Source organism: Pseudomonas sp. GW821-FHT03E01 (assembly GCF_059420765.1).
Genome location: NZ_JBWKUI010000013.1, coordinates 50,960 through 69,304, shown reverse-complemented (window position 1 = coordinate 69,304; position 18,345 = coordinate 50,960). Strand labels below are relative to the sequence as shown.

Annotated in this window: 19 protein-coding genes; 16 read left to right on the top strand and 3 right to left on the bottom strand. The window is 58.8% G+C overall.

The window, feature by feature from the left end:
* Positions 1 to 13: 13 nt before the first annotated feature.
* Both AC07VO_RS21595 and AC07VO_RS21590 read left to right on the top strand, forming a co-directional pair.
* A complete protein-coding gene (locus AC07VO_RS21595; RefSeq protein ID WP_018926887.1) occupies positions 14 to 379 on the top strand; it encodes a YkgJ family cysteine cluster protein in 366 nt (121 codons plus the stop codon).
* 148 nt (positions 380 to 527) lie between these two features.
* Positions 528 to 2,804 carry a putative bifunctional diguanylate cyclase/phosphodiesterase gene (locus AC07VO_RS21590; RefSeq protein WP_495007667.1) on the top strand — a complete coding sequence of 759 codons (2,277 nt, stop codon included), beginning with the start codon at positions 528 to 530 and terminating at the stop codon, positions 2,802 to 2,804.
* Here AC07VO_RS21590 and AC07VO_RS21585 read toward each other — a convergent pair.
* The gene (locus AC07VO_RS21585; RefSeq protein WP_168206183.1) at positions 2,695 to 3,591 is read right to left on the bottom strand and encodes an NAD(P)-dependent oxidoreductase; all 897 of its coding nucleotides are present in this window, start codon (positions 3,589 to 3,591) and stop codon (positions 2,695 to 2,697) included. The two genes, AC07VO_RS21590 and AC07VO_RS21585, sit on opposite strands and share 110 nt — an antisense overlap.
* A gap of 197 nt (positions 3,592 to 3,788) precedes the next feature.
* On the opposite strand from AC07VO_RS21585, the gene AC07VO_RS21580 reads away from it, so the two are divergent.
* Positions 3,789 to 5,987, top strand: a complete 2,199-nt coding sequence (locus AC07VO_RS21580; protein WP_018926890.1) for a hypothetical protein — start codon at positions 3,789 to 3,791, stop codon at positions 5,985 to 5,987.
* Positions 5,988 to 6,301: 314 nt separating this feature from the next.
* Here the strand turns inward: AC07VO_RS21580 and AC07VO_RS21575 are convergent, their stop codons facing one another.
* Positions 6,302 to 6,607 (bottom strand): DUF2288 domain-containing protein, encoded by a 306-nt coding sequence (locus tag AC07VO_RS21575; RefSeq protein ID WP_026286481.1) that lies wholly within the window; start codon positions 6,605 to 6,607, stop codon positions 6,302 to 6,304.
* 350 nt (positions 6,608 to 6,957) lie between these two features.
* Here AC07VO_RS21575 and AC07VO_RS21570 point away from each other — a divergent pair, with 350 nt between their 5' ends.
* The 11 genes from AC07VO_RS21570 to AC07VO_RS21520 all read left to right on the top strand — a co-directional run bounded on the left by AC07VO_RS21570 (position 6,958) and on the right by AC07VO_RS21520 (position 15,836).
* Positions 6,958 to 8,085: a branched-chain amino acid ABC transporter substrate-binding protein gene (locus AC07VO_RS21570; protein WP_019580926.1), complete on the top strand. Its 1,128-nt coding sequence runs from the start codon at positions 6,958 to 6,960 to the stop codon at positions 8,083 to 8,085.
* 227 nt (positions 8,086 to 8,312) lie between these two features.
* Positions 8,313 to 9,236: a high-affinity branched-chain amino acid ABC transporter permease LivH gene (gene livH, locus AC07VO_RS21565; RefSeq protein WP_495007666.1), complete on the top strand. Its 924-nt coding sequence runs from the start codon at positions 8,313 to 8,315 to the stop codon at positions 9,234 to 9,236.
* Entirely contained in the window at positions 9,233 to 10,489 is a 1,257-nt protein-coding gene (locus AC07VO_RS21560) for a high-affinity branched-chain amino acid ABC transporter permease LivM (RefSeq protein ID WP_064619898.1), read from the top strand. The genes livH and AC07VO_RS21560 overlap by 4 nt, the downstream gene beginning before the upstream one ends.
* Complete coding sequence (gene livG, locus AC07VO_RS21555; protein ID WP_018926895.1) at positions 10,486 to 11,253, top strand: high-affinity branched-chain amino acid ABC transporter ATP-binding protein LivG; 768 nt, start codon at positions 10,486 to 10,488, stop codon at positions 11,251 to 11,253. The genes AC07VO_RS21560 and livG overlap by 4 nt, the downstream gene beginning before the upstream one ends.
* A complete protein-coding gene (locus AC07VO_RS21550; protein ID WP_018926896.1) occupies positions 11,254 to 11,955 on the top strand; it encodes an ABC transporter ATP-binding protein in 702 nt (233 codons plus the stop codon).
* Positions 11,956 to 12,169: 214 nt separating this feature from the next.
* Positions 12,170 to 12,574, top strand: a complete 405-nt coding sequence (locus tag AC07VO_RS21545) for an antitoxin Xre-like helix-turn-helix domain-containing protein (protein WP_019647893.1) — start codon at positions 12,170 to 12,172, stop codon at positions 12,572 to 12,574.
* Positions 12,568 to 13,260, top strand: a complete 693-nt coding sequence (locus tag AC07VO_RS21540; RefSeq protein WP_086944794.1) for an RES family NAD+ phosphorylase — start codon at positions 12,568 to 12,570, stop codon at positions 13,258 to 13,260. The genes AC07VO_RS21545 and AC07VO_RS21540 overlap by 7 nt, the downstream gene beginning before the upstream one ends.
* A 155-nt stretch (positions 13,261 to 13,415) precedes the next feature.
* Positions 13,416 to 13,721 carry a BufA1 family periplasmic bufferin-type metallophore gene (locus AC07VO_RS21535; RefSeq protein WP_018926899.1) on the top strand — a complete coding sequence of 102 codons (306 nt, stop codon included), beginning with the start codon at positions 13,416 to 13,418 and terminating at the stop codon, positions 13,719 to 13,721.
* Positions 13,722 to 13,747: 26 nt separating this feature from the next.
* Entirely contained in the window at positions 13,748 to 14,602 is an 855-nt protein-coding gene (gene bufB, locus AC07VO_RS21530) for an MNIO family bufferin maturase (protein ID WP_086944793.1), read from the top strand.
* Positions 14,599 to 15,360 (top strand): HvfC/BufC N-terminal domain-containing protein, encoded by a 762-nt coding sequence (locus AC07VO_RS21525; protein ID WP_086944792.1) that lies wholly within the window; start codon positions 14,599 to 14,601, stop codon positions 15,358 to 15,360. Before bufB ends, AC07VO_RS21525 begins: the two co-directional genes overlap by 4 nt.
* A complete protein-coding gene (locus AC07VO_RS21520) occupies positions 15,357 to 15,836 on the top strand; it encodes a DoxX family protein (RefSeq protein ID WP_086944791.1) in 480 nt (159 codons plus the stop codon). The genes AC07VO_RS21525 and AC07VO_RS21520 overlap by 4 nt, the downstream gene beginning before the upstream one ends.
* 41 nt (positions 15,837 to 15,877) lie before the next feature.
* Here AC07VO_RS21520 and AC07VO_RS21515 read toward each other — a convergent pair whose 3' ends face one another.
* On the bottom strand, positions 15,878 to 16,792 hold the full coding sequence (locus tag AC07VO_RS21515; RefSeq protein ID WP_019580939.1) for a LysR family transcriptional regulator: 915 nt from the start codon (positions 16,790 to 16,792) through the stop codon (positions 15,878 to 15,880).
* A gap of 106 nt (positions 16,793 to 16,898) precedes the next feature.
* Here AC07VO_RS21515 and AC07VO_RS21510 point away from each other — a divergent pair, with 106 nt between their 5' ends.
* Positions 16,899 to 17,498 carry a short chain dehydrogenase gene (locus tag AC07VO_RS21510; protein ID WP_018926904.1) on the top strand — a complete coding sequence of 200 codons (600 nt, stop codon included), beginning with the start codon at positions 16,899 to 16,901 and terminating at the stop codon, positions 17,496 to 17,498.
* Between the two features lie 93 nt (positions 17,499 to 17,591).
* A complete protein-coding gene (locus AC07VO_RS21505) occupies positions 17,592 to 18,257 on the top strand; it encodes a COG3650 family protein (RefSeq protein ID WP_086944790.1) in 666 nt (221 codons plus the stop codon).
* The last annotated feature ends 88 nt before the right edge of the window (positions 18,258 to 18,345 follow it).

Sequence of the window (18,345 nt, the reverse complement as noted above, 5' to 3'; positions counted from 1 at the left end):
TTGATCATTGCCCATGTCCGAAGCCAGTCCGTGTCTGAATTGCGGTGCCTGCTGTTCTCATTTCCGCGTGTCTTTTTTCTGGGGTGAATGCACCTCGGCCGGGGGCACGGTGCCTGACGAACTGGTCACGTCCATCAGCCCCAGCCGGGTGGCCATGCTGGGCACAGACTGCAAACCTGTTCGCTGTGTCGGTCTGGTGGGTGAAGTGGGCAGCACCGTGCAGTGCTCGATTTACGATCAGCGCTCCAGCACTTGTCGGGAGTTCGACGCCTCTTGGGCCAATGGCGAGGCGAACGTGGATTGCGATGCGGCACGGGCCGCGTTCGGGCTGCCCGCCCTGCAACCTGAATTCGAAACGCCTTTTGAGCAGATCGCCTAAGGCTTGGCAGCGACCGCAATCAAGCCATTCGAAAAATATTTGACATCATTGCGCTATCATCCCTTGCGCTCCGTGTAAGCCCTCTATACTGCCAGCATTCGCCAGCGCGCATGACGCAGGCCAAGATGACTCACAGACGGGACATGCTATGGAGTGGCTTGGTTTGCATTTCATGACCGGGCTGCCGGACAGCGGGCAGGTCATACTCAATTGCACCCATAACCCGTTTCTGGTGTTGCTGGCCTATCTGGTCGCCTGCACGGCCGGTTTCGCCACGCTGGACATGACCGAGCGGGTGGGTCATGTGGAAAAGTCCGCCTCTCAACGACTCTGGCGCTGGGTCGGCGCCGGGTGTCTGGCGGGCGGTATCTGGTCCATGCACTTCATCAGCATGCTGGCGTTCCAGGTGCCGATCGAAATCCATTACCACCTGCCCACTACCCTGATCTCGCTGTTGTTCGCCCTGACCGCCTCGTGGCTGGCCATGTACACCCTGAGCCATCCCCAACTGAATTTCTGGCAATACCTGCGGGCCGCGGTGTGGATCGGCCTGGGCATCGCAACCATGCACTATGTGGGCATGGCCGCACTGCGATCGAATGCGCTGGTCTATTACCAACCCGCCCTGTTCGTGCTCTCCGTCGTGATCGCCATCGGTGCCAGCCTGGCTGCCCTGTTGATTTCCAGTCACTTGCGCGATGACACCGGTGCGTATCATCTACTGCTCAAATACACCGCCAGCCTGGTGCTCGGGGCCGGCATTGTCAGCATGCATTTCACCGGCATGGCATCGCTCAACCTGGTGCTGCCCGACGACAGCCTTCAACCGCTGCCCGGCGACAACAATCACCTGCAACTGGGGCTGACAGTGGCAGTGATGGCGCTGTTGATCATCGGCAGCAGCATCAGTGCCGCACTGGCGGACAAGAAGCTGCAACACAAGGAGTCCGACCTGCAGCGGGTCAACGCCCTGCTCGGTCAACTGGATCAGGCACGCATGTCGCTGCAACAGGTGGCGCATTACGACCCCTTGACCAACCTGCTCAACCGCCGGGGCTTCAACCAGCTCTTCGCCGAAAAACTCATCGAAAAAACCAACGAGGGCGGCATGCTCGCGGTGATATTCCTCGACATCGACCACTTCAAGCGGATTAACGACAGCCTTGGCCATGATGCCGGCGACGAACTGCTCAAAGTCCTCGCCAGCCACATCAAGGCCTCAGTGCGCAGCCACGAAGACGTGGTGGCGCGTTTCGGAGGCGACGAATTCTGCCTCCTCATCAACCTGTACGACCGTGAAGAAGCGCGGCATATGGCCCAGCGCATCATGCTGAAAATGAAGGACCCCATCGAGTTGTCCGGACGGCGCATGGTCATGACCACCAGCATCGGCATCAGCCTGTTTCCGGAAGACGGCAAGACCTGCGAAGAACTGCTGAAGAACGCCGACCTGGCGCTCTATCAGTCCAAGGGCAGCGGTCGTAACGGGTTGCACTTTTTCAGTTCCAACCTGAAAGCCCGCGCCACCCTGGAGTTGCAACTTGAAGAAGAACTGCGTCACGCCCTGCGCGAAGACTCCGGGTTGATGCTGTATTACCAGCCGATCTATGACCTGAGAATCGGCCGAGTCACCAAACTGGAAGCGCTGGTCCGCTGGCAACACCCGGTTCACGGACTGCTGACGCCGGACCGGTTCATCGCCATCGCCGAGGCCAACGGCCTGATCGCCGAACTGGACAATTGGGTATTGCGCAAAGCCTGCGCAGACCTGGGCGAACTGTCCCGCCACGATTGCGAAGACCTCAAGATCGCAGTGAATTGCTCGCCCCTGAACCTGGCGCGAGAAGAACTGGCCGATGAAATCGAACACGCCCTGCGCATCTACGGGGTGACGCCCCAGCGACTGGAGCTGGAGGTGACCGAGAATGCGCTGATGGGCAATATTTCCAATACCCTGGTGTTGCTGCGGCAGATTCGCGCCCTTGGCGTTTCGTTGTCGATCGACGACTTCGGCACCGGCTATTCATCCCTGGCCTACCTCAGGCGCCTGCCATTAAACACGCTGAAGATCGACCGCTCGTTCATTCAGGACATCCCCAAGGCGACCCAGGACATGGAAATCGTCCAGGCCATTATCGTCATGGCCCACACCCTGCATTTGCAGGTCGTCACCGTAGGCGTCGAGACCCTCGAGCAATACGACTTTCTCCAACGCCACGGCTGCGATTTCGTCCAGGGCTACCTGCTTAGCCATCCGGTGCCGCTGGCTGAGTTGCGGCCGGTACTGGCCGAAATCAACCAGCACACGCATGCCGTCAATCCGTTGAGTCTGGCTCACGGTACAACTGCACTAACGTCGAAGGATCCTTTTCCAGGAACCCCTGCCCCCCATGGAGGCGCATCAGTTGTGCGGCCAATCCGCTGATCGGCGTGGCCGAACCCTGTTCGCGGGAAAACTTCACGGCGGTATCGAGATCCTTCAGCAACGTACGTACGTGCCATTTCACGGGCTCGAAACGGCTTTCGGCCATTTGCGGCGCGAGAATCTGCAACGGTTTTGAATCGGCGAAACCACCGGCCAGCGCCTCGGCAATGAGGCTGGCATCGACCCCGGAGCGCTCGGCCAGGCTCACCACTTCAGCAATGACCAAGGCATTGCAGGCGACGATCATCTGATTGCAGGCCTTGGTCACCTGCCCCGCGCCGACCGCGCCCATGTGGGTCACGCGCTGGCCAAGGGTCAGCAACACCGGCCGCACGCGCGCCAGGTCTGCCGCCTCGCCACCAACCATGATCGCCAGGCTGCCGGCCTCGGCGCCGACCACCCCGCCGGACACTGGCGCATCGAGCCAACCCATCCCGGTTTTATTGGCCAGTGCTGTGGCCATTTCCCGCGTTGCGGTGGGCTCCAGGCTGGAAAAATCCACCAGCAACTGGCCGCTTTTCGCCCCCTCGGCAACGCCAGCCGCGCCAAACACCACCTCACGAACCACCGCGGTATCGGCCAGGCACAACATCACCACGTCGGCGTGCTGACACAGCTCGGCCGGTGTCGCCACTTGCCGCGCACCAGCCTCGACCAGCGCTGCACACTTGGCCGGGTTGCGGTTCCACACCGTCAGCGGGTAACCGGCCGCCAACAGGCGTCGGCACATCGGCAAACCCATCAGGCCGATTCCGGCGAACCCCAGCGCAGGCAACGTTGCCATCATTTAGCCTCCCCTTGATTAAAGATCATCGAATATTGGCCGATTCATCATGGTTAAGGAAAGGATTCCCCCGAGCGATGTTCAGGCCAAGGCCCTGACGCTTGGGCCACATTCGCGCTAAAAAAAGACGCGAGATCCCATTCCGTGATGACTCGATGACACTTGTCGACGAGCCGACCAGTCCAGGTATATGGCGCACAATGACTTCTAAAAACAATCCGGCCACCGCGGTATCCGACCTGACCCTGAGCCCCGCGGCGAACAGCCCCTCATCGTCGAAGCCATTGCCCCCGTCGCGTCCGCTGTCGACTCAGCAATACCTGTACTTCACCGAAACCAATACCGACCGCATCCTCGACAACCTCGACGGCCTGCGCGACCTGGTGTTCCCGCGCCCGCCCCATCTGGAAGGCGACAACGAACAGCACAACGACCAGGAATTCCCCTCGGTGTGCCTGATCGGCCTGGGCCGCTGCGGTTCGAACATCGCGCTGGACGTGGCGGAGCTGGTGTACAACGCCCGCAAGTTCTACCTCAACGAATTCAACAACGAAGACCGTCCGTCGCCGGATAAACGCTACGCCGAAAAGGGCTACAGCCCGGCGCAGTGGATTCGCAACAACCTGCGCCTGGGGCCGAACAAGGCCACCAAACCGGTATTCCTGGTGGAACCGCTGGTGATGCTCGGCGACCTGGACAAGGACATCGCCGGTCGCATCCGTTTCTCGCGCAAGGGCGAAAAAAGCGGCTTTTTGCGCGACTACAGCAAAATGAAAATCATGGACTTGTCGGAAGTCCACGCCGGTGGCGCCGGTAACGCGCCGATCCTCGGCCAGTACCTGGCCAAGATCATCCTGAACAAGGACACCCAGCGCTTCTCCAGCCCCGACTGGAAGATGATTCACTCGTACCTGATCGACAGCTGCGGGATCAAGGCCAACCAGTCGCGCCTGTACTTCTCGATCTTCAGTGCCGGTGGCGGTACCGGTTCGGGCATGGCCTCGGAATTCGGCCTGGCCCAGCAGCACTCGTACATGAACAAGACGTTCGACACCAAGCCGATGGACGAACACGACGGCAAGAGCGGCCATTCCTTCGTCTTCGAGCCGATCTTCACCAGCGGCATCTGCGTACTGCCGAACATTTCCGATCACCGCAGTGAAATGTCCGAAGCGCTGCACATCAACGCCGGTCGCCTGCTGTGCAAATACCTGTCGGAAGAGTGGGACTTCTCCTACAACTTCGCCAACGAAGACAGCAGCGAAGCCAGCGTCATGGGCCGTATCCGTCCATGGAACGCGATGATGCTGATCTCCAACGACATCATGCGTTATGCCGAAGAAAGCGATGACGGCAACATCCAGAATATCGACGTCAACGCGATGGAAAAGCACGCCAACCAGTACATCTCACAGCAGATCTTCAACATTCTGACGGCGCAGGCGGTCACCACCGACTACGACCAGAACTATTTCCGTCGCGCAGGCATCGACATCGGCGAAACCATTCGCCTGGACGCCAACGACCTGTTCATGAGCCTGGCCGGCCCGGTGGCAATTGCCTACGCCGAGTCCGTGGTGCCGGAAACCCCGCCGCCGAGCAGCGACAAATTCAAGGTGTTCGACAAAGAGCCGCAGCGCTTGAACATCGACGATCTGTTCTTCCGTTCCATCGACCTGCCGCACTTCAACAAAGTCACTCAGGCGATTGAAGGCATCAGCCTGTTGCCAATCGAGTCCAAGCGCTACCGCGCCTCGCTCGAGCAGTACAAGAATTCGGGCTATGACGCAGCCGCCTTGCACGACCTGCACTTCTTCAAGAACTGCTCGTCGGTGGTGTCGATCGTGTCCCTGCCTAAAGACTACAAACTGTCCTACATGGACCTGAACCGGTTGAAGACTCACCTCAACAGTCTGTTCCCCAACACCACGCTCAAGCGTTATGCATTGGTAATCGGCGCCTCGGCCAACCTGTCGCTGACCACCCTGATCGCCAAGAGCCCATGCCTGTCGGACGACTTCCTGACGCTGATCGTGGCGTTCATCAAGCGTTGCTTCGCAAAAAATCCGTATCGCTTCGACGAAACGCTGGATAACTCGATCCTGGACTTCATCATCCATGAAGACTTCGACGAAGACCGGATCGACGACCTGCTCAACGAATTCGAAAACCCGGCGAAGATCCTCGACACCAACTGGTACGCGATCAAACCGATGTACGAGAAGAAGTACCGCGAGCTGATCAACGACAAGGACAAGTTCGTCTCGATCAATGACATTCGTTTGTCGCGCGATTGCGTGAAGAAGGCGATCAAGTACCTGCGCGAGATCTACCGTCACCGGATTGGCAAGACCAAGGTTATTTCGCTGAATAACCATACGGGCAAGACGGCTTATTGAGGTCGAGCCTTTAACGATCGCAGCCTTGTGATGATCGTTTCCACGCTCCGCGTGGGAACGCCTCAATGGACGCTCCGCGTCCGCTTTTGGGGCGCAGAGCGTCCCGGGCTGCATTCCCACGCAGAGCGTGGGAACGATCACAACACCCAGAAACAATTGAGCAGCCCATCGGCTGCTCAATAAACTGTTCCCGTTACGTTTACGTCACCGTTATACCGGCCTTTCTGTGGCCTTTCTCCACGGCAACGTGCCATCACGCTACTCGGCTACACACTTTTGCCCGACAAAACAAAGCACCAAATCGGTGCAAGCATTCAAGCCTTCGCCCTTTCCTGGATCATAATCCACGGCGAAACAACCACGGCCCACAGCTCCGGATCACGCTCGAAAAGATCCAGCGCCCGCGTTTCAGACAGCTTGGCGACCTTGTCGGCGGCCAGCCAGGCAGCGACTTTCTCGCCTTCATCGGTCGCCACCGCCTCCGCCGCAGCAATCAAATCCAGGCCTGGGTCGACCCACAATAGGGCACCCTTGGCGAAGAACGGCTCCAACTCTTTCCAGGTAATAGATGCGGTTTCACCAAGCAGCTTGGCATAGAGGGTGCTAGGTTCTTGAGTCATGGGTTCCTGTCCGCAAAAGAAATCGATGTGAATGATAACGTCGGTGTTGCGCCAGAAAAACCCGGATGCAATTGCGTTACCGATTGAAAAAACCGGGAAAGCCAGGGAATGCTGCTGCTTCAAGTATTAGCCAGCTAACATCCTGCCGCGATTCTGTCTTTTTCTTTCAACAAAGCGACACCCTCAGGTTTTGCCCCCTGGCGCCAGCTTCCCAGGCTAACAATCGGCGCTCTACACTGTACCGGTACAGTTGCCGGGGGCATTTTCCGGAGGATATCGACGATATCTGACCCGGTTCTGCTGCTACGGCGCCAGGACTATAAAAACTACAACAGTAAGAGTGGAGCACTATGACTAAGGCTACTAAGCAGATTTCAAAACTGTTTGCCGCTATGGTTCTGGCCGGGGTTGCCAGCCATTCGTTCGCCGCCGACACCATCAAGATCGGCATCGCCGGCCCTAAAACCGGCCCGGTCACTCAATACGGCGACATGCAGTTCATCGGCGCCAAGATGGCCATCGAGCAGATCAACGCGAAGGGCGGCGTCGACGGCAAGATGCTCGAAGCCAAGGAATACGACGACGCGTGCGACCCTAAACAAGCCGTGGCCGTCGCCAACAAAGTGGTCAACGATGGTGTGAAATTCGTGGTCGGCCACCTGTGCTCCAGCTCCACCCAGCCAGCTTCGGACATCTACGAAGACGAAGGCGTGATCATGATCACCCCGGCCGCCACCAACCCGGACATCACCACCCGTGGTTACAAGCTGGTGTTCCGCACCATCGGCCTGGACAGCGCCCAGGGCCCTGCCGCCGGTAACTACATTGCCGATCACGTAAAACCGAAAATCGTTGCCGTGCTGCACGACAAACAGCAATACGGTGAAGGCATCGCCACCGCCGTGAAACAGACCCTTGAGAAGAAAGGCGTCAAGGTTGCCGTGTTCGAAGGCCTCAACGCCGGTGACAAGGACTTCTCCTCGATCATCCAGAAGCTCAAGCAAGCCAACGTCGACTTCGTCTACTACGGCGGCTACCACCCGGAGCTGGGCCTGATCCTGCGTCAGTCCCAGGAAAAAGGCCTGAAAGCCAAGTTCATGGGGCCTGAAGGCGTCGGCAACGACTCCATCTCGCAAATTGCCCAGAATGCTTCCGAAGGCCTGTTGGTCACCCTGCCGAAATCCTTCGACCAGGACCCAGCCAACAAAGCCCTGGTACAAGCCTTTGCCGACAAGAAGCAGGACCCAAGCGGTCCGTTCGTGTTCCCGGCCTACTCGGCTGTCGAAGTGATTGCCGAAGGTATCAAGGCTGCCAAGAGCGAAGACACCGCCAAGGTGGCTGAAGCCATTCACAAAGGCACCTTCAAGACCCCGACCGGTGATCTGTCGTTCGACAGCAAGGGCGACCTGAAAGACTTCAAATTCGTGGTCTATGAGTGGCACTTCGGCAAACCAAAAACCGAAGTTTCCCCTCAGTAAGCTAGCGCCATGATTAATAAAGCCCACTGCGCAAGCAGTGGGCTTTGTTTTACGAGATTAATGAGTCAGAGTCCCGCGATCCGGGAGTTGGCTTACCTGAAAATCTTAAAACCGTCACCAGCGGTTCGCTGGCAAACGCTCGTGCGAAGGTGGCCACAGACCACACAGCCCGGGCCGGAACATGACTCCACCAGTGAAATGCGTATCAGGTTTTTAGGAGCGCTGTAATGCCTGAGATCTATCACTTCTTCCAACAGCTGGTTAATGGGATGACCATTGGCAGCACCTATGCCCTTATAGCCATTGGCTACACAATGGTTTACGGCATTATTGGAATGATTAACTTCGCCCATGGCGAGGTCTACATGATCGGTTCCTACGTGGCCTTCATCGTCCTTGCCGGACTGGCCATGCTGGGTATCCATTCTCTGCCGTTGTTGATGACCGCCGCTTTCCTGGCGACCATCGTAGTGACCAGTGCCTACGGCTACAGTATCGAACGGATCGCCTACCGCCCTCTGCGGGGCAGTAACCGTCTGATCCCGCTGATCTCCGCCATCGGCATGTCGATCTTCCTGCAGAACTCCGTACTGCTCTCGCAGGACTCCAAGGACAAATCGATCCCTAACCTGATTCCGGGCAGCTTCAGCTTCGGTCCAGGCGGCGCACAGGAAGTGCTGATCTCCTACATGCAGATCCTGGTGTTCGTGTTGACCCTGGTGGTGATGCTCTGTCTCACCCAGTTCATCTCGCGTTCACGTCTGGGACGCGCCTGTCGGGCCTGTGCCGAAGACATCAAGATGGCCAACCTGCTGGGCATCAACACCAACAACATCATCGCCCTGACCTTCGTCATCGGTGCCGCCCTGGCGGCCGTGGCGGCAGTACTGTTGAGCATGCAGTACGGCGTGATCAACCCTAACGCCGGATTCCTGGTAGGCCTCAAAGCCTTTACCGCGGCGGTGCTGGGTGGCATCGGCAGCATTCCGGGCGCCATGCTCGGTGGTCTGGTGCTGGGGGTAGCCGAAGCATTCGGCGCCGATATATTCGGTGACCAGTACAAGGACGTGGTGGCTTTCGGCCTTCTGGTCCTGGTGCTGTTATTCCGGCCAACCGGCCTGCTGGGTCGTCCGGAGGTTGAGAAAGTATGACTAGGAATCTTAAACAGGCGCTGTTCAGCGCCCTGCTGGTATGGGCCGTGGCCTATCCGGTACTCGGCCTGAAACTGTCCATCGCCGGGATCAACCTCGAAGTGGAAGGCGCCAGCACCTCCACGCTGATCATCATCGCCACCTGCTCGGTGCTGATGTTCCTGCGTGTGCTGTTCGACCGCGAATACTCGGCGGCCATGAGCTCCGTGCCCAAGGGCAAACTGATCCCGGCCAGCGCGAGCCACTTCCTGACCCTGCCGACCACCCAGCGCTGGATCATCATGGCGTTGATCGTCGTGGCACTGGTCTGGCCGTTCTTCGGTTCACGCGGTGCGGTGGACATCGCCACGCTGATCCTGATCTACGTGCTGCTCGGCCTGGGCCTGAACATCGTGGTCGGTCTGGCCGGCCTGCTCGACCTCGGTTACGTCGGCTTCTACGCCGTGGGCGCCTACAGCTATGCGCTGCTGTCGCACTACTACGGGCTGAGCTTCTGGATCTGCCTGCCGATCGCCGGCCTGATGGCGGCCACATTCGGCTTCCTGCTCGGTTTCCCGGTGCTGCGCCTGCGCGGTGACTATCTGGCGATCGTGACCCTGGGCTTCGGTGAGATCATCCGTCTGTTCCTGCGTAACCTGACGGGCCTCACCGGCGGACCGAACGGCATCAGCAACATTCCCAAACCGTCGCTGTTCGGCCTGACCTTCGAAAGAACGGCCACCGAAGGCATGCAGACCTTCCACGAGTTCTTCGGCCTGACGTACAACCCGGTCAGCAAGGTGGTTTTCCTCTACCTGGTGGCGCTGTTGCTGGCACTGTTCGCGCTGTTCGTGATCAACCGCCTGCTGCGCATGCCGATCGGCCGTGCCTGGGAAGCCTTGCGCGAAGACGAAATCGCCTGCCGTGCCCTGGGCCTGAACCCGACCGTGATCAAGCTGTCGGCCTTCACCCTGGGTGCCTGCTTCGCTGGTTTCGCCGGTAGCTTCTTCGCCGCGCGCCAAGGGCTGGTCACGCCGGAGTCGTTCACCTTCATCGAGTCGGCCACCATCCTCGCCATCGTGGTGTTGGGCGGCATGGGCTCGCAGTTGGGCGTGGTTCTCGCGGCTGTCGTGATGATCCTGTTGCCCGAACTGATGCGTGACTTCAGCGAATACCGCATGTTGATGTTCGGCGCCTTGATGGTGCTGATGATGATCTGGCGTCCTCAAGGTCTGCTGCCCATGCAACGTCCTCACATGGAGCTGCGTAAATGAGCAGAGAGATCCTGAAAGTAGATGGCCTGAGCATGCGCTTCGGCGGCCTGTTGGCGGTCAACGGCGTAGCCTTGAGCGTCAAAGAGAAACAAGTGGTCTCGATGATCGGCCCCAACGGCGCCGGCAAGACCACTGTATTCAACTGCCTGACCGGGTTCTACAAACCCACCGCCGGCACTATCCAGCTCAACGGTGAAGCGATCGAAGGCCTGCCCGGCCACAAGATCGCCGGCAAAGGCGTGGTGCGGACGTTCCAGAACGTGCGGCTGTTCAAGGACATGACCGCCGTGGAAAACCTGCTGATTGCTCAGCACCGGCACCTGAACACCAACTTCCTGGCAGGCCTGTTCAAGACCCCGGCGTTTCGCCGCAGCGAACGCGAGGCGATGGAATACGCCGAGTTCTGGCTGGAAAAGGTCAACCTCAAGGAGTTCGCCAACCGCCCGGCCGGCACCCTGGCTTATGGTCAGCAGCGCCGCCTGGAAATCGCCCGCTGCATGATGACCCGTCCAAGCATCCTCATGCTCGACGAACCGGCCGCCGGCCTCAACCCGCGGGAAACCGACGACCTCAAGGCGCTGATCGGCACCCTGCGTGAAGAGCATAATGTGACGGTGCTATTGATCGAACACGACATGAAACTGGTCATGAGCATTTCCGACCATATCTTCGTGATCAACCAGGGCACACCGTTGGCCAACGGCACGCCGGAGCAGATCCGCGACAATCCTGAAGTGATCAAAGCCTACCTGGGGGAAGCGTAAATGCTGCAGTTCGAAAACGTTTCCACCTTCTACGGCAAGATCCAGGCGCTGCACAGCGTCAACGTCGAAGTCCGCCAGGGCGAGATCGTGACCCTGATCGGCGCCAACGGTGCCGGCAAGTCGACCCTGCTGATGACCCTCTGCGGTTCGCCGCAAGCCCACAGCGGCAGCATCCGCTACATGGGCGAAGAGCTCGTCGGCCAGGACTCGTCGCAGATCATGCGTAAAAGCATCGCCGTGGTTCCGGAAGGCCGTCGGGTGTTTGCCCGCCTGACCGTGGAAGAAAACCTCGCCATGGGCGGGTTCTTCACCGACAAGGGCGATTATCAGGAACAGATGGACAAGGTTCTGGGACTTTTCCCACGCCTGAAAGAACGCTTTGCCCAACGCGGCGGCACCATGTCCGGCGGCGAACAGCAAATGCTCGCCATCGGCCGCGCGCTGATGAGCAAGCCCAAGCTGCTGCTGCTTGACGAGCCATCGCTGGGCCTGGCACCGATCATCATCCAGCAGATCTTCGACATCATCGAACAACTGCGTAAGGACGGTGTGACGGTGTTCCTGGTGGAGCAGAACGCCAACCAGGCCCTGAAAATCGCCGACCGTGCCTACGTGCTGGAAAACGGCCGGGTGGTGATGAGCGGGACCGGTGAAGCGCTGTTGACCGACCCGAAAGTACGCGAAGCGTACCTCGGCGGTTAAGCCTTTGCGGTAAACAAAAAACGGCCTTCGGGCCGTTTTTTTGTGCCTGGCACAAACCTCACCGAAGGCCGCTCCTACGGGGCTGTGTATCTTTAGCACAACCTGAATGATAAAGAAGAAGCCCTGTCGGAGGAGCCCCGCCTCATAAACGTCATTGATCTATAGAGTCATCTTGCATATATTTGTATCTACAGATAAACAAGAAGTGATCAACATGACAGCAACCTCCCAGGCACAAGGATTCACCAAAGACCAGTGCGTGACTGGTTTGCGAGCAGCTGTAGGCATACTCGAAAAGTGGCAGGCATCGGGCGATCAGGCCTGTCGTATCCTGCGCATTTCCCGCAGTACGTACTCACGGGCAAAGCAGCGCGATCCCGATTGGTCCGTAAACCTGGATTCAGACCAGATGCAGCGCATCAGTTTTATTCTCAACATCCATGCCGCTCTGCGTCTTGTCTTTGATAACCCTGAGAACGTCTATGGTTTTCCGACGATGGCGAACGAAAACGAGTTCTTCAACGGGCGTACCCCGCTCGAAATCATGTCCCAGGGGGATATGATTTCCTTGTACGAGACGTTTCGGCGGATCGACGTGCTGCGAGGCGCACAATGGTAATGGTGAGCCAGTTGCCAGTATTGGCCGGTGAGCAGTTGCAGGCCTACCGATTGATCAATTCAAAGTTTCCGCCCATTGCGTTGTTTGACGACGTGGCGGACGCGAACGAATTTGATGTTCTGTATCAGATACAGGCCCTCACAAATCCGAGGCTGCAAAATGAGGTAGGTCGGCTTGAGCTGATACCGCGTGCGGAAATTCCCTTTGGCATCCCTGGATGCTCTTATGCGACAGCCCCTTTCACCCACGTCAACCCAACTGGCTCGCGTTTCAGCGATGGCAGTTTCGGCGTGTTGTACTTGGCTGCCTCGATGGAAACTGCTCTGGCTGAGGTACAGCATCACCAAAATCAGTATTGGTCGAATGTCCAGAATCTCAATTACGAGAGGTTTGTTTTCCGGGGGTTATCCTGCACTTTCGTTGACGAAGCAATGAGGGATGCCGTATCCATTCCGATGCACGATCCTATCTACGATCCCGTCGACTACACGCACTCACATCGCTTGGGTAAGGCAGTCAAGGATGCAGGGAGCCTTGGCCTGCGATACAACTCCGTGCGTATGCATGGCAACTACTGCTGGGCGCTGATGACTCCCAGACCAGTCTCATCAGTCATTCAAACAGCCCACTACGAGATGATCTGGAACGGTCAGATCACTAGCGTTAATAAAATCAGCATTGCATGACTGTCTTATCGGCGCCTCCCACAGGGGATTGATGGTGTTTTGAGGATTTTTGAAAAAAATCTGCAGTCAGCTGTAACACCCCGCCCTGTCGTTTCTCTAGAGCGGTAAGCAAGCACAAACGCTTGCCATACCAAGCTCAATTTCGGAGAAACATCATGACTGCTACCACCCGCACCCTGTCCGCCACCGCCCTGGTTCTGGCACTTGGTTCTGCCCTGAGCATCGCCGCTGTCTCCACGGCCCATGCCGCTGACGCCAACATGGAAAAATGCTTCGGCGTGGCCATGAAAGGTCATAACGATTGCGCCGCTGGTGCTGGTACCACTTGCGCTGGCACCGCCAAAACCGACTACCAGGCCAACGCCTGGAAGCTCGTCCCCAAGGGCACCTGCGCCACCACAATGAGCAAGACCTCGCCAACCGGTTTCGGCCAGATGGAAGCCTACAAAGCCAAGTCGTAATCAGTCCCCCAGCCAGAGTGTCGACCATGAACCATTCATTCTCCGGGCTCCCGCCCCGCTCCGGGCTGGGGCTCAAGACCGAGCACTTTCGTGAAGTGCTCGGTGCACAACCGGACATCGGTTTCTTCGAAGTCCACGCCGAAAACTACATGGTGGCCGGCGGCCCGTTTCATCATTTTCTGGGATTGATCCGTAAGCAGTATCCGCTGTCGCTGCACGGTGTTGGCCTGTCCATCGGTGCCGAAGGTCCGCTGGATGGTCAGCACCTGCAAAGGCTGGCCGCGCTGATCGAGCGCTATCAACCCCACTCCTTTTCCGAACACCTGGCCTGGTCCAGCCATGGCCCGGTGTTTCTCAATGACCTGCTGCCCCTGGCCTACGATGCGCCGACGCTGAACCGTGTCTGCGAGCACATCGATCAGGTACAGAACACCCTCAAACGCCCGATGCTGCTGGAAAACCCGGCGACATACCTGGCGTTCCAGAACTCGACAATCGATGAAGCCGACTTCATCGGTGAAGTCATTCACCGCACCGGCTGCGGCCTGCTGCTGGACGTCAACAACGTTTACGTTTCCTGCACCAATCACCAAAAAGATCCGCTGGCCTACATCGACGCCCTGCCGCTGCACGCGGTGGGAGAGATTCATCTGGCGGGGTTTGCCGAAGACACCGACAGCCTTGGTGACCGACTACTGATCGACGATCACGGTGCGCCCGTCGATAACGCGGTGTGGGCGCTGTACTCGCAGGTGCTGGAGCGGGTCGGCCCGATCGCCACGTTGATCGAACGCGACAACCGGTTACCGGCCTTCAGTGTGTTGCACGCCGAAGCCCGTCATGCCGATGAGTTGCTGCACCGCGCAGGGAGCCGGCCATGAGCACTCAAGCCGCTTTTTCCGCCGCCCTGCTCGATCCGCAACGGCCCTGCCCCGAGGGCGTGTTCAGTGCCAACGGTGCCGATCCGGCCAGCCGTTTCGCGGTGTATCGCAACAATGTGCAGAGCTCGCTGATCAACGCCTTGGCCGACAGCTATCCGGTGGTTACGCAGTTGGTCGGTGATGAATTTTTCCGGGCGATGACAGGGTTGTATGTGCAAAGTTGCCCACCGCAAAGCCCGCTCATCAACGACTACGGCAAGGACTTCGCCGAGTTCATCGACAATTTTGAACCGGCAGCCAGCGTGCCTTATCTGGCCGATGTGGCGCGGCTGGAGCGCTTGCGCGTTCAGGCCTATCACGCCGCTGATGCGCAGCCTTTGGGCCATGAGCAAATCGCCGCCGTGCTGTCGGACCCACAGGCATTGAGCGAGCTGACGCTTGGGCTTCATCCCTCCCTCAATCTGCTGACTTCAGCCTTCGCCGTGGTCGCAATCTGGGCGGCGCATCAACAGGACGCGACGCTGGCCGGGATCGACCTCGGCCACGGGCAAAACGCGCTGGTGCTGCGTAACGAACTGGAGGTTGAGGTCTTCGCCATCGACCACGGCGCCAGAATCTTCATTCAGAACCTGCGACTCGGCCAGCCCCTGAGCCAAGCGCTGGAAAACGCGCCGGCCTTCGATCTCAGCCAAACCCTGGCGCTGCTGATCAGCCACAACGCCATCACTCATTTACACCACAACCAGGTATCGCCATGAACACAAACCCCATTACCCGCGCCATCACGCTGCTGGAAAAAATCCCCCACAGCCTGATCGCCTTTATCGCGCGTTTTTCCATTGCCGCGGTGTTCTGGAAGTCCGGGCAAACCAAGGTGGAAGGCCTGGCCATCGACTTGATCGACGGCACCGTTGAACTCGGTGTGCCAAGGCTGGCGGACTCGACCATTCCGTTATTCCAGAGCGAATATCACCTGCCGTTGCTCTCCCCGGAACTGGCGGCGCACCTGGCGGCCTTCGCCGAGCATTTCTTTCCGATACTGATCCTGATCGGCTTCGCCACGCGCTTTTCGGCCCTGGCGCTGCTGGGCATGACCCTGACCATTCAACTGTTCGTGTACCCCGATGCGTATCCGACCCACGGCACCTGGGCGGCGGTGTTGCTGTACTTGATGGCGACTGGACCTGGCAAGTTGTCGATCGATCACCTGCTTGCCCGGCGTTACGCCCGCTGATACCAACCTCAGAACTCCCATAAAGGTAGTGTGGTGAGACGTTATCGTTGAAGCCGATCCAACGCCTCACCACTGCGCTTGAACCAACCGATCAAATAGTCCGCCAGCACTTGGGTACGCTTCGGCAACCCGCCCTGATACGGATGCACCAGATACATCGGCATGCTGCGGGTCTGATAATCACGCAGGAGCCAGCGTAAACGTCCATCAGCCAATTCCTCTTGCAACAGATACGACGGCAAACGCGCAATGCCCGCACCGGTCAGTGCAGCTTTCTTCAAGAGGTTGTAATGGTTGCTGGCGAACGGACCTGACACACGCACCCGCGTTAATTCGTGCTGTTGGTGATAGAGCCATTCTTCGCGACCGCTGTAATGGCTGTTGAGCAGGCAGCGGTGTTCGGCCAGTGCCTGAGGCGTCAGCGGCTCACCGAATCGCTCAAGATACGCGGGGCTGGCACAGGTCATTTCGTGCCAGGCCAGCAACGGTCGGGCCACCAGACGTTCGTCGTTGGCCACTTCCGAGCGGATCGCCAGGTCGAAACCGTCCCGGGACAAGTCGCGGTAGTGGTTGTTGAGTTCCAGCTCGATCTGCACCTCGGGGTACTGCCGGGAAAATTCCAGCAGTGCGCCATCAAAGAACGTTTCCCCCAATGAAACCGGCACCGTCATCCGCACCGGGCCGGCCATGTCGTCTTTCAGCCGTGCCAATGCCTGACGCGCACGCTCCACCTGCACCACCAGCGCCTGGGCTTGCGGCAACAACGCCGCACCCGCCGCCGTCAGGCTCAAGCGACGTGTGGTGCGTTGCAGCAACACCACGCCAAAGCGCGTTTCCAGCAGGCTGATGCGCTTGGAGAGTTGCCCCTTGCTGCACCCCAGTTGCTGGGCGGCCAGGGTGAAACTGCCCGCCTCGATCAATACCGCGAACGCCGCCAGATCGTCCATTTCACTCATGGATTGTTTCCATTTGAAAACCAAAGGTTGCCCATTAGCACGCTTATTTATAAAAAAAACCACACTAGACTTAACTTTAAATCCAACCCACTTGAGGAACTGCACGATGAAAATTCTGTTGATTGGCGCCTCCGGCACCGTCGGTTCGGCCATTGACCATGAACTGTCCCAGCGCCACAAAATCGTCCGTATCGGCCGTAAAAGCGGTGATTTCCAGGTCGACATCAGTGACAGCGCCTCGATCCGCAAACTGTTCGAACAGACCGGCAACTTCGATGCACTGATCTGCGCCGCCGGCAGTGTCAACTTCGTGCCGCTGGCCACCATGACCGCACAAGACTTCGAACTCGGCTTGCGGGACAAGCTGATGGGCCAGGTCAACCTGCTGCTGATCGGCCGGGAATTCGCCAATGACGGTGCGTCTTTCACCTTCACCACCGGCATCCTCAGCCACGATCCGATTCGTACCGGCAGCTCCGCGTCCCTGGTCAACGGCGCCCTCGACGCCTTCGTCCGTGCGGCGGCGATCGAACTGCCACGCGGTCTGCGCATCAACTCGGTCAGCCCGAACGTGCTGGTCGAAGCCATGGGGAGCTATGCGCCGTACTTCCGTGGTTTCAAACCGGTTCCCGCCGCCGAGGTGGCGCTGGCCTACGCCAAAAGCGTGGAAGGCCTGCAGACCGGCCAGACCTACCGCGTCGGCTAAACCAGACTCGCACACAGGAAAGCGAGAACATCGCAGGGTTGTGATGAACGGTCAGGCTGAGTAACGTGGCGACACTTGTCTGGAGACTCAAAGATGCGTGTTGCCCGTTCCCTGGTACTTGTTGCCCTGCTTCCGTTGTTCGCCGCTTGCCAACTGCTCGATGGCCCACGGCAAAGTGCTTCCCATGTGGGCCAGACCCGCATGCAGGGCCAATTGACGGCGGCCGACGGCAAGCTGCTGTTCCAGCCGTGTAATGAGCAGCGCAGTTTCGTGGTCAATGACATCGCTGGCACCAGCATCCTGCAAGAGGCCGCGACCCTGGCCGATGATCAGGGCAAGCTGTTCGCCGATGTGCGCGGCCGGATCGTTGCCAGTGGTGCTGACAGCCAACTCGACCTTACGCAGCTGTACCGCGTCGAGCGCTCGGGCACGGCGTGCGACGATCCCAATTTCAAGCAGCTGATCCTGCGCGCCGCCGGCCATGGCCCGGAGTGGAACGTCAAGGTCAGTGGCAAGGGCATGATCGTCGACCGCGCTGGTCAGCCGCCCCTGGCCCTGCCGTACGTTGAAGAACAACTGGGCGATGGCCGCTTCAACCTCAGTACCGAAGCCAATAATCAGCGCATCGAGCTCTGGGTCGCGCCGCGACGTTGCGTCGACAGCAGCACCGGCAGCGTGCAGCACATGAGCGCCGAGTTGCGTATCGACGGCCAGGTGCAACGCGGCTGCGGGTATTTTGGCGGATCGCGTAACGACTGATCGTTTTAGCCTCACGGGAATCATCCTTTGAGGCTTATAATCGCGGGCTTCAAACGCCTTGGCGCAGTTGTGCGCCCCGCGAACCGGA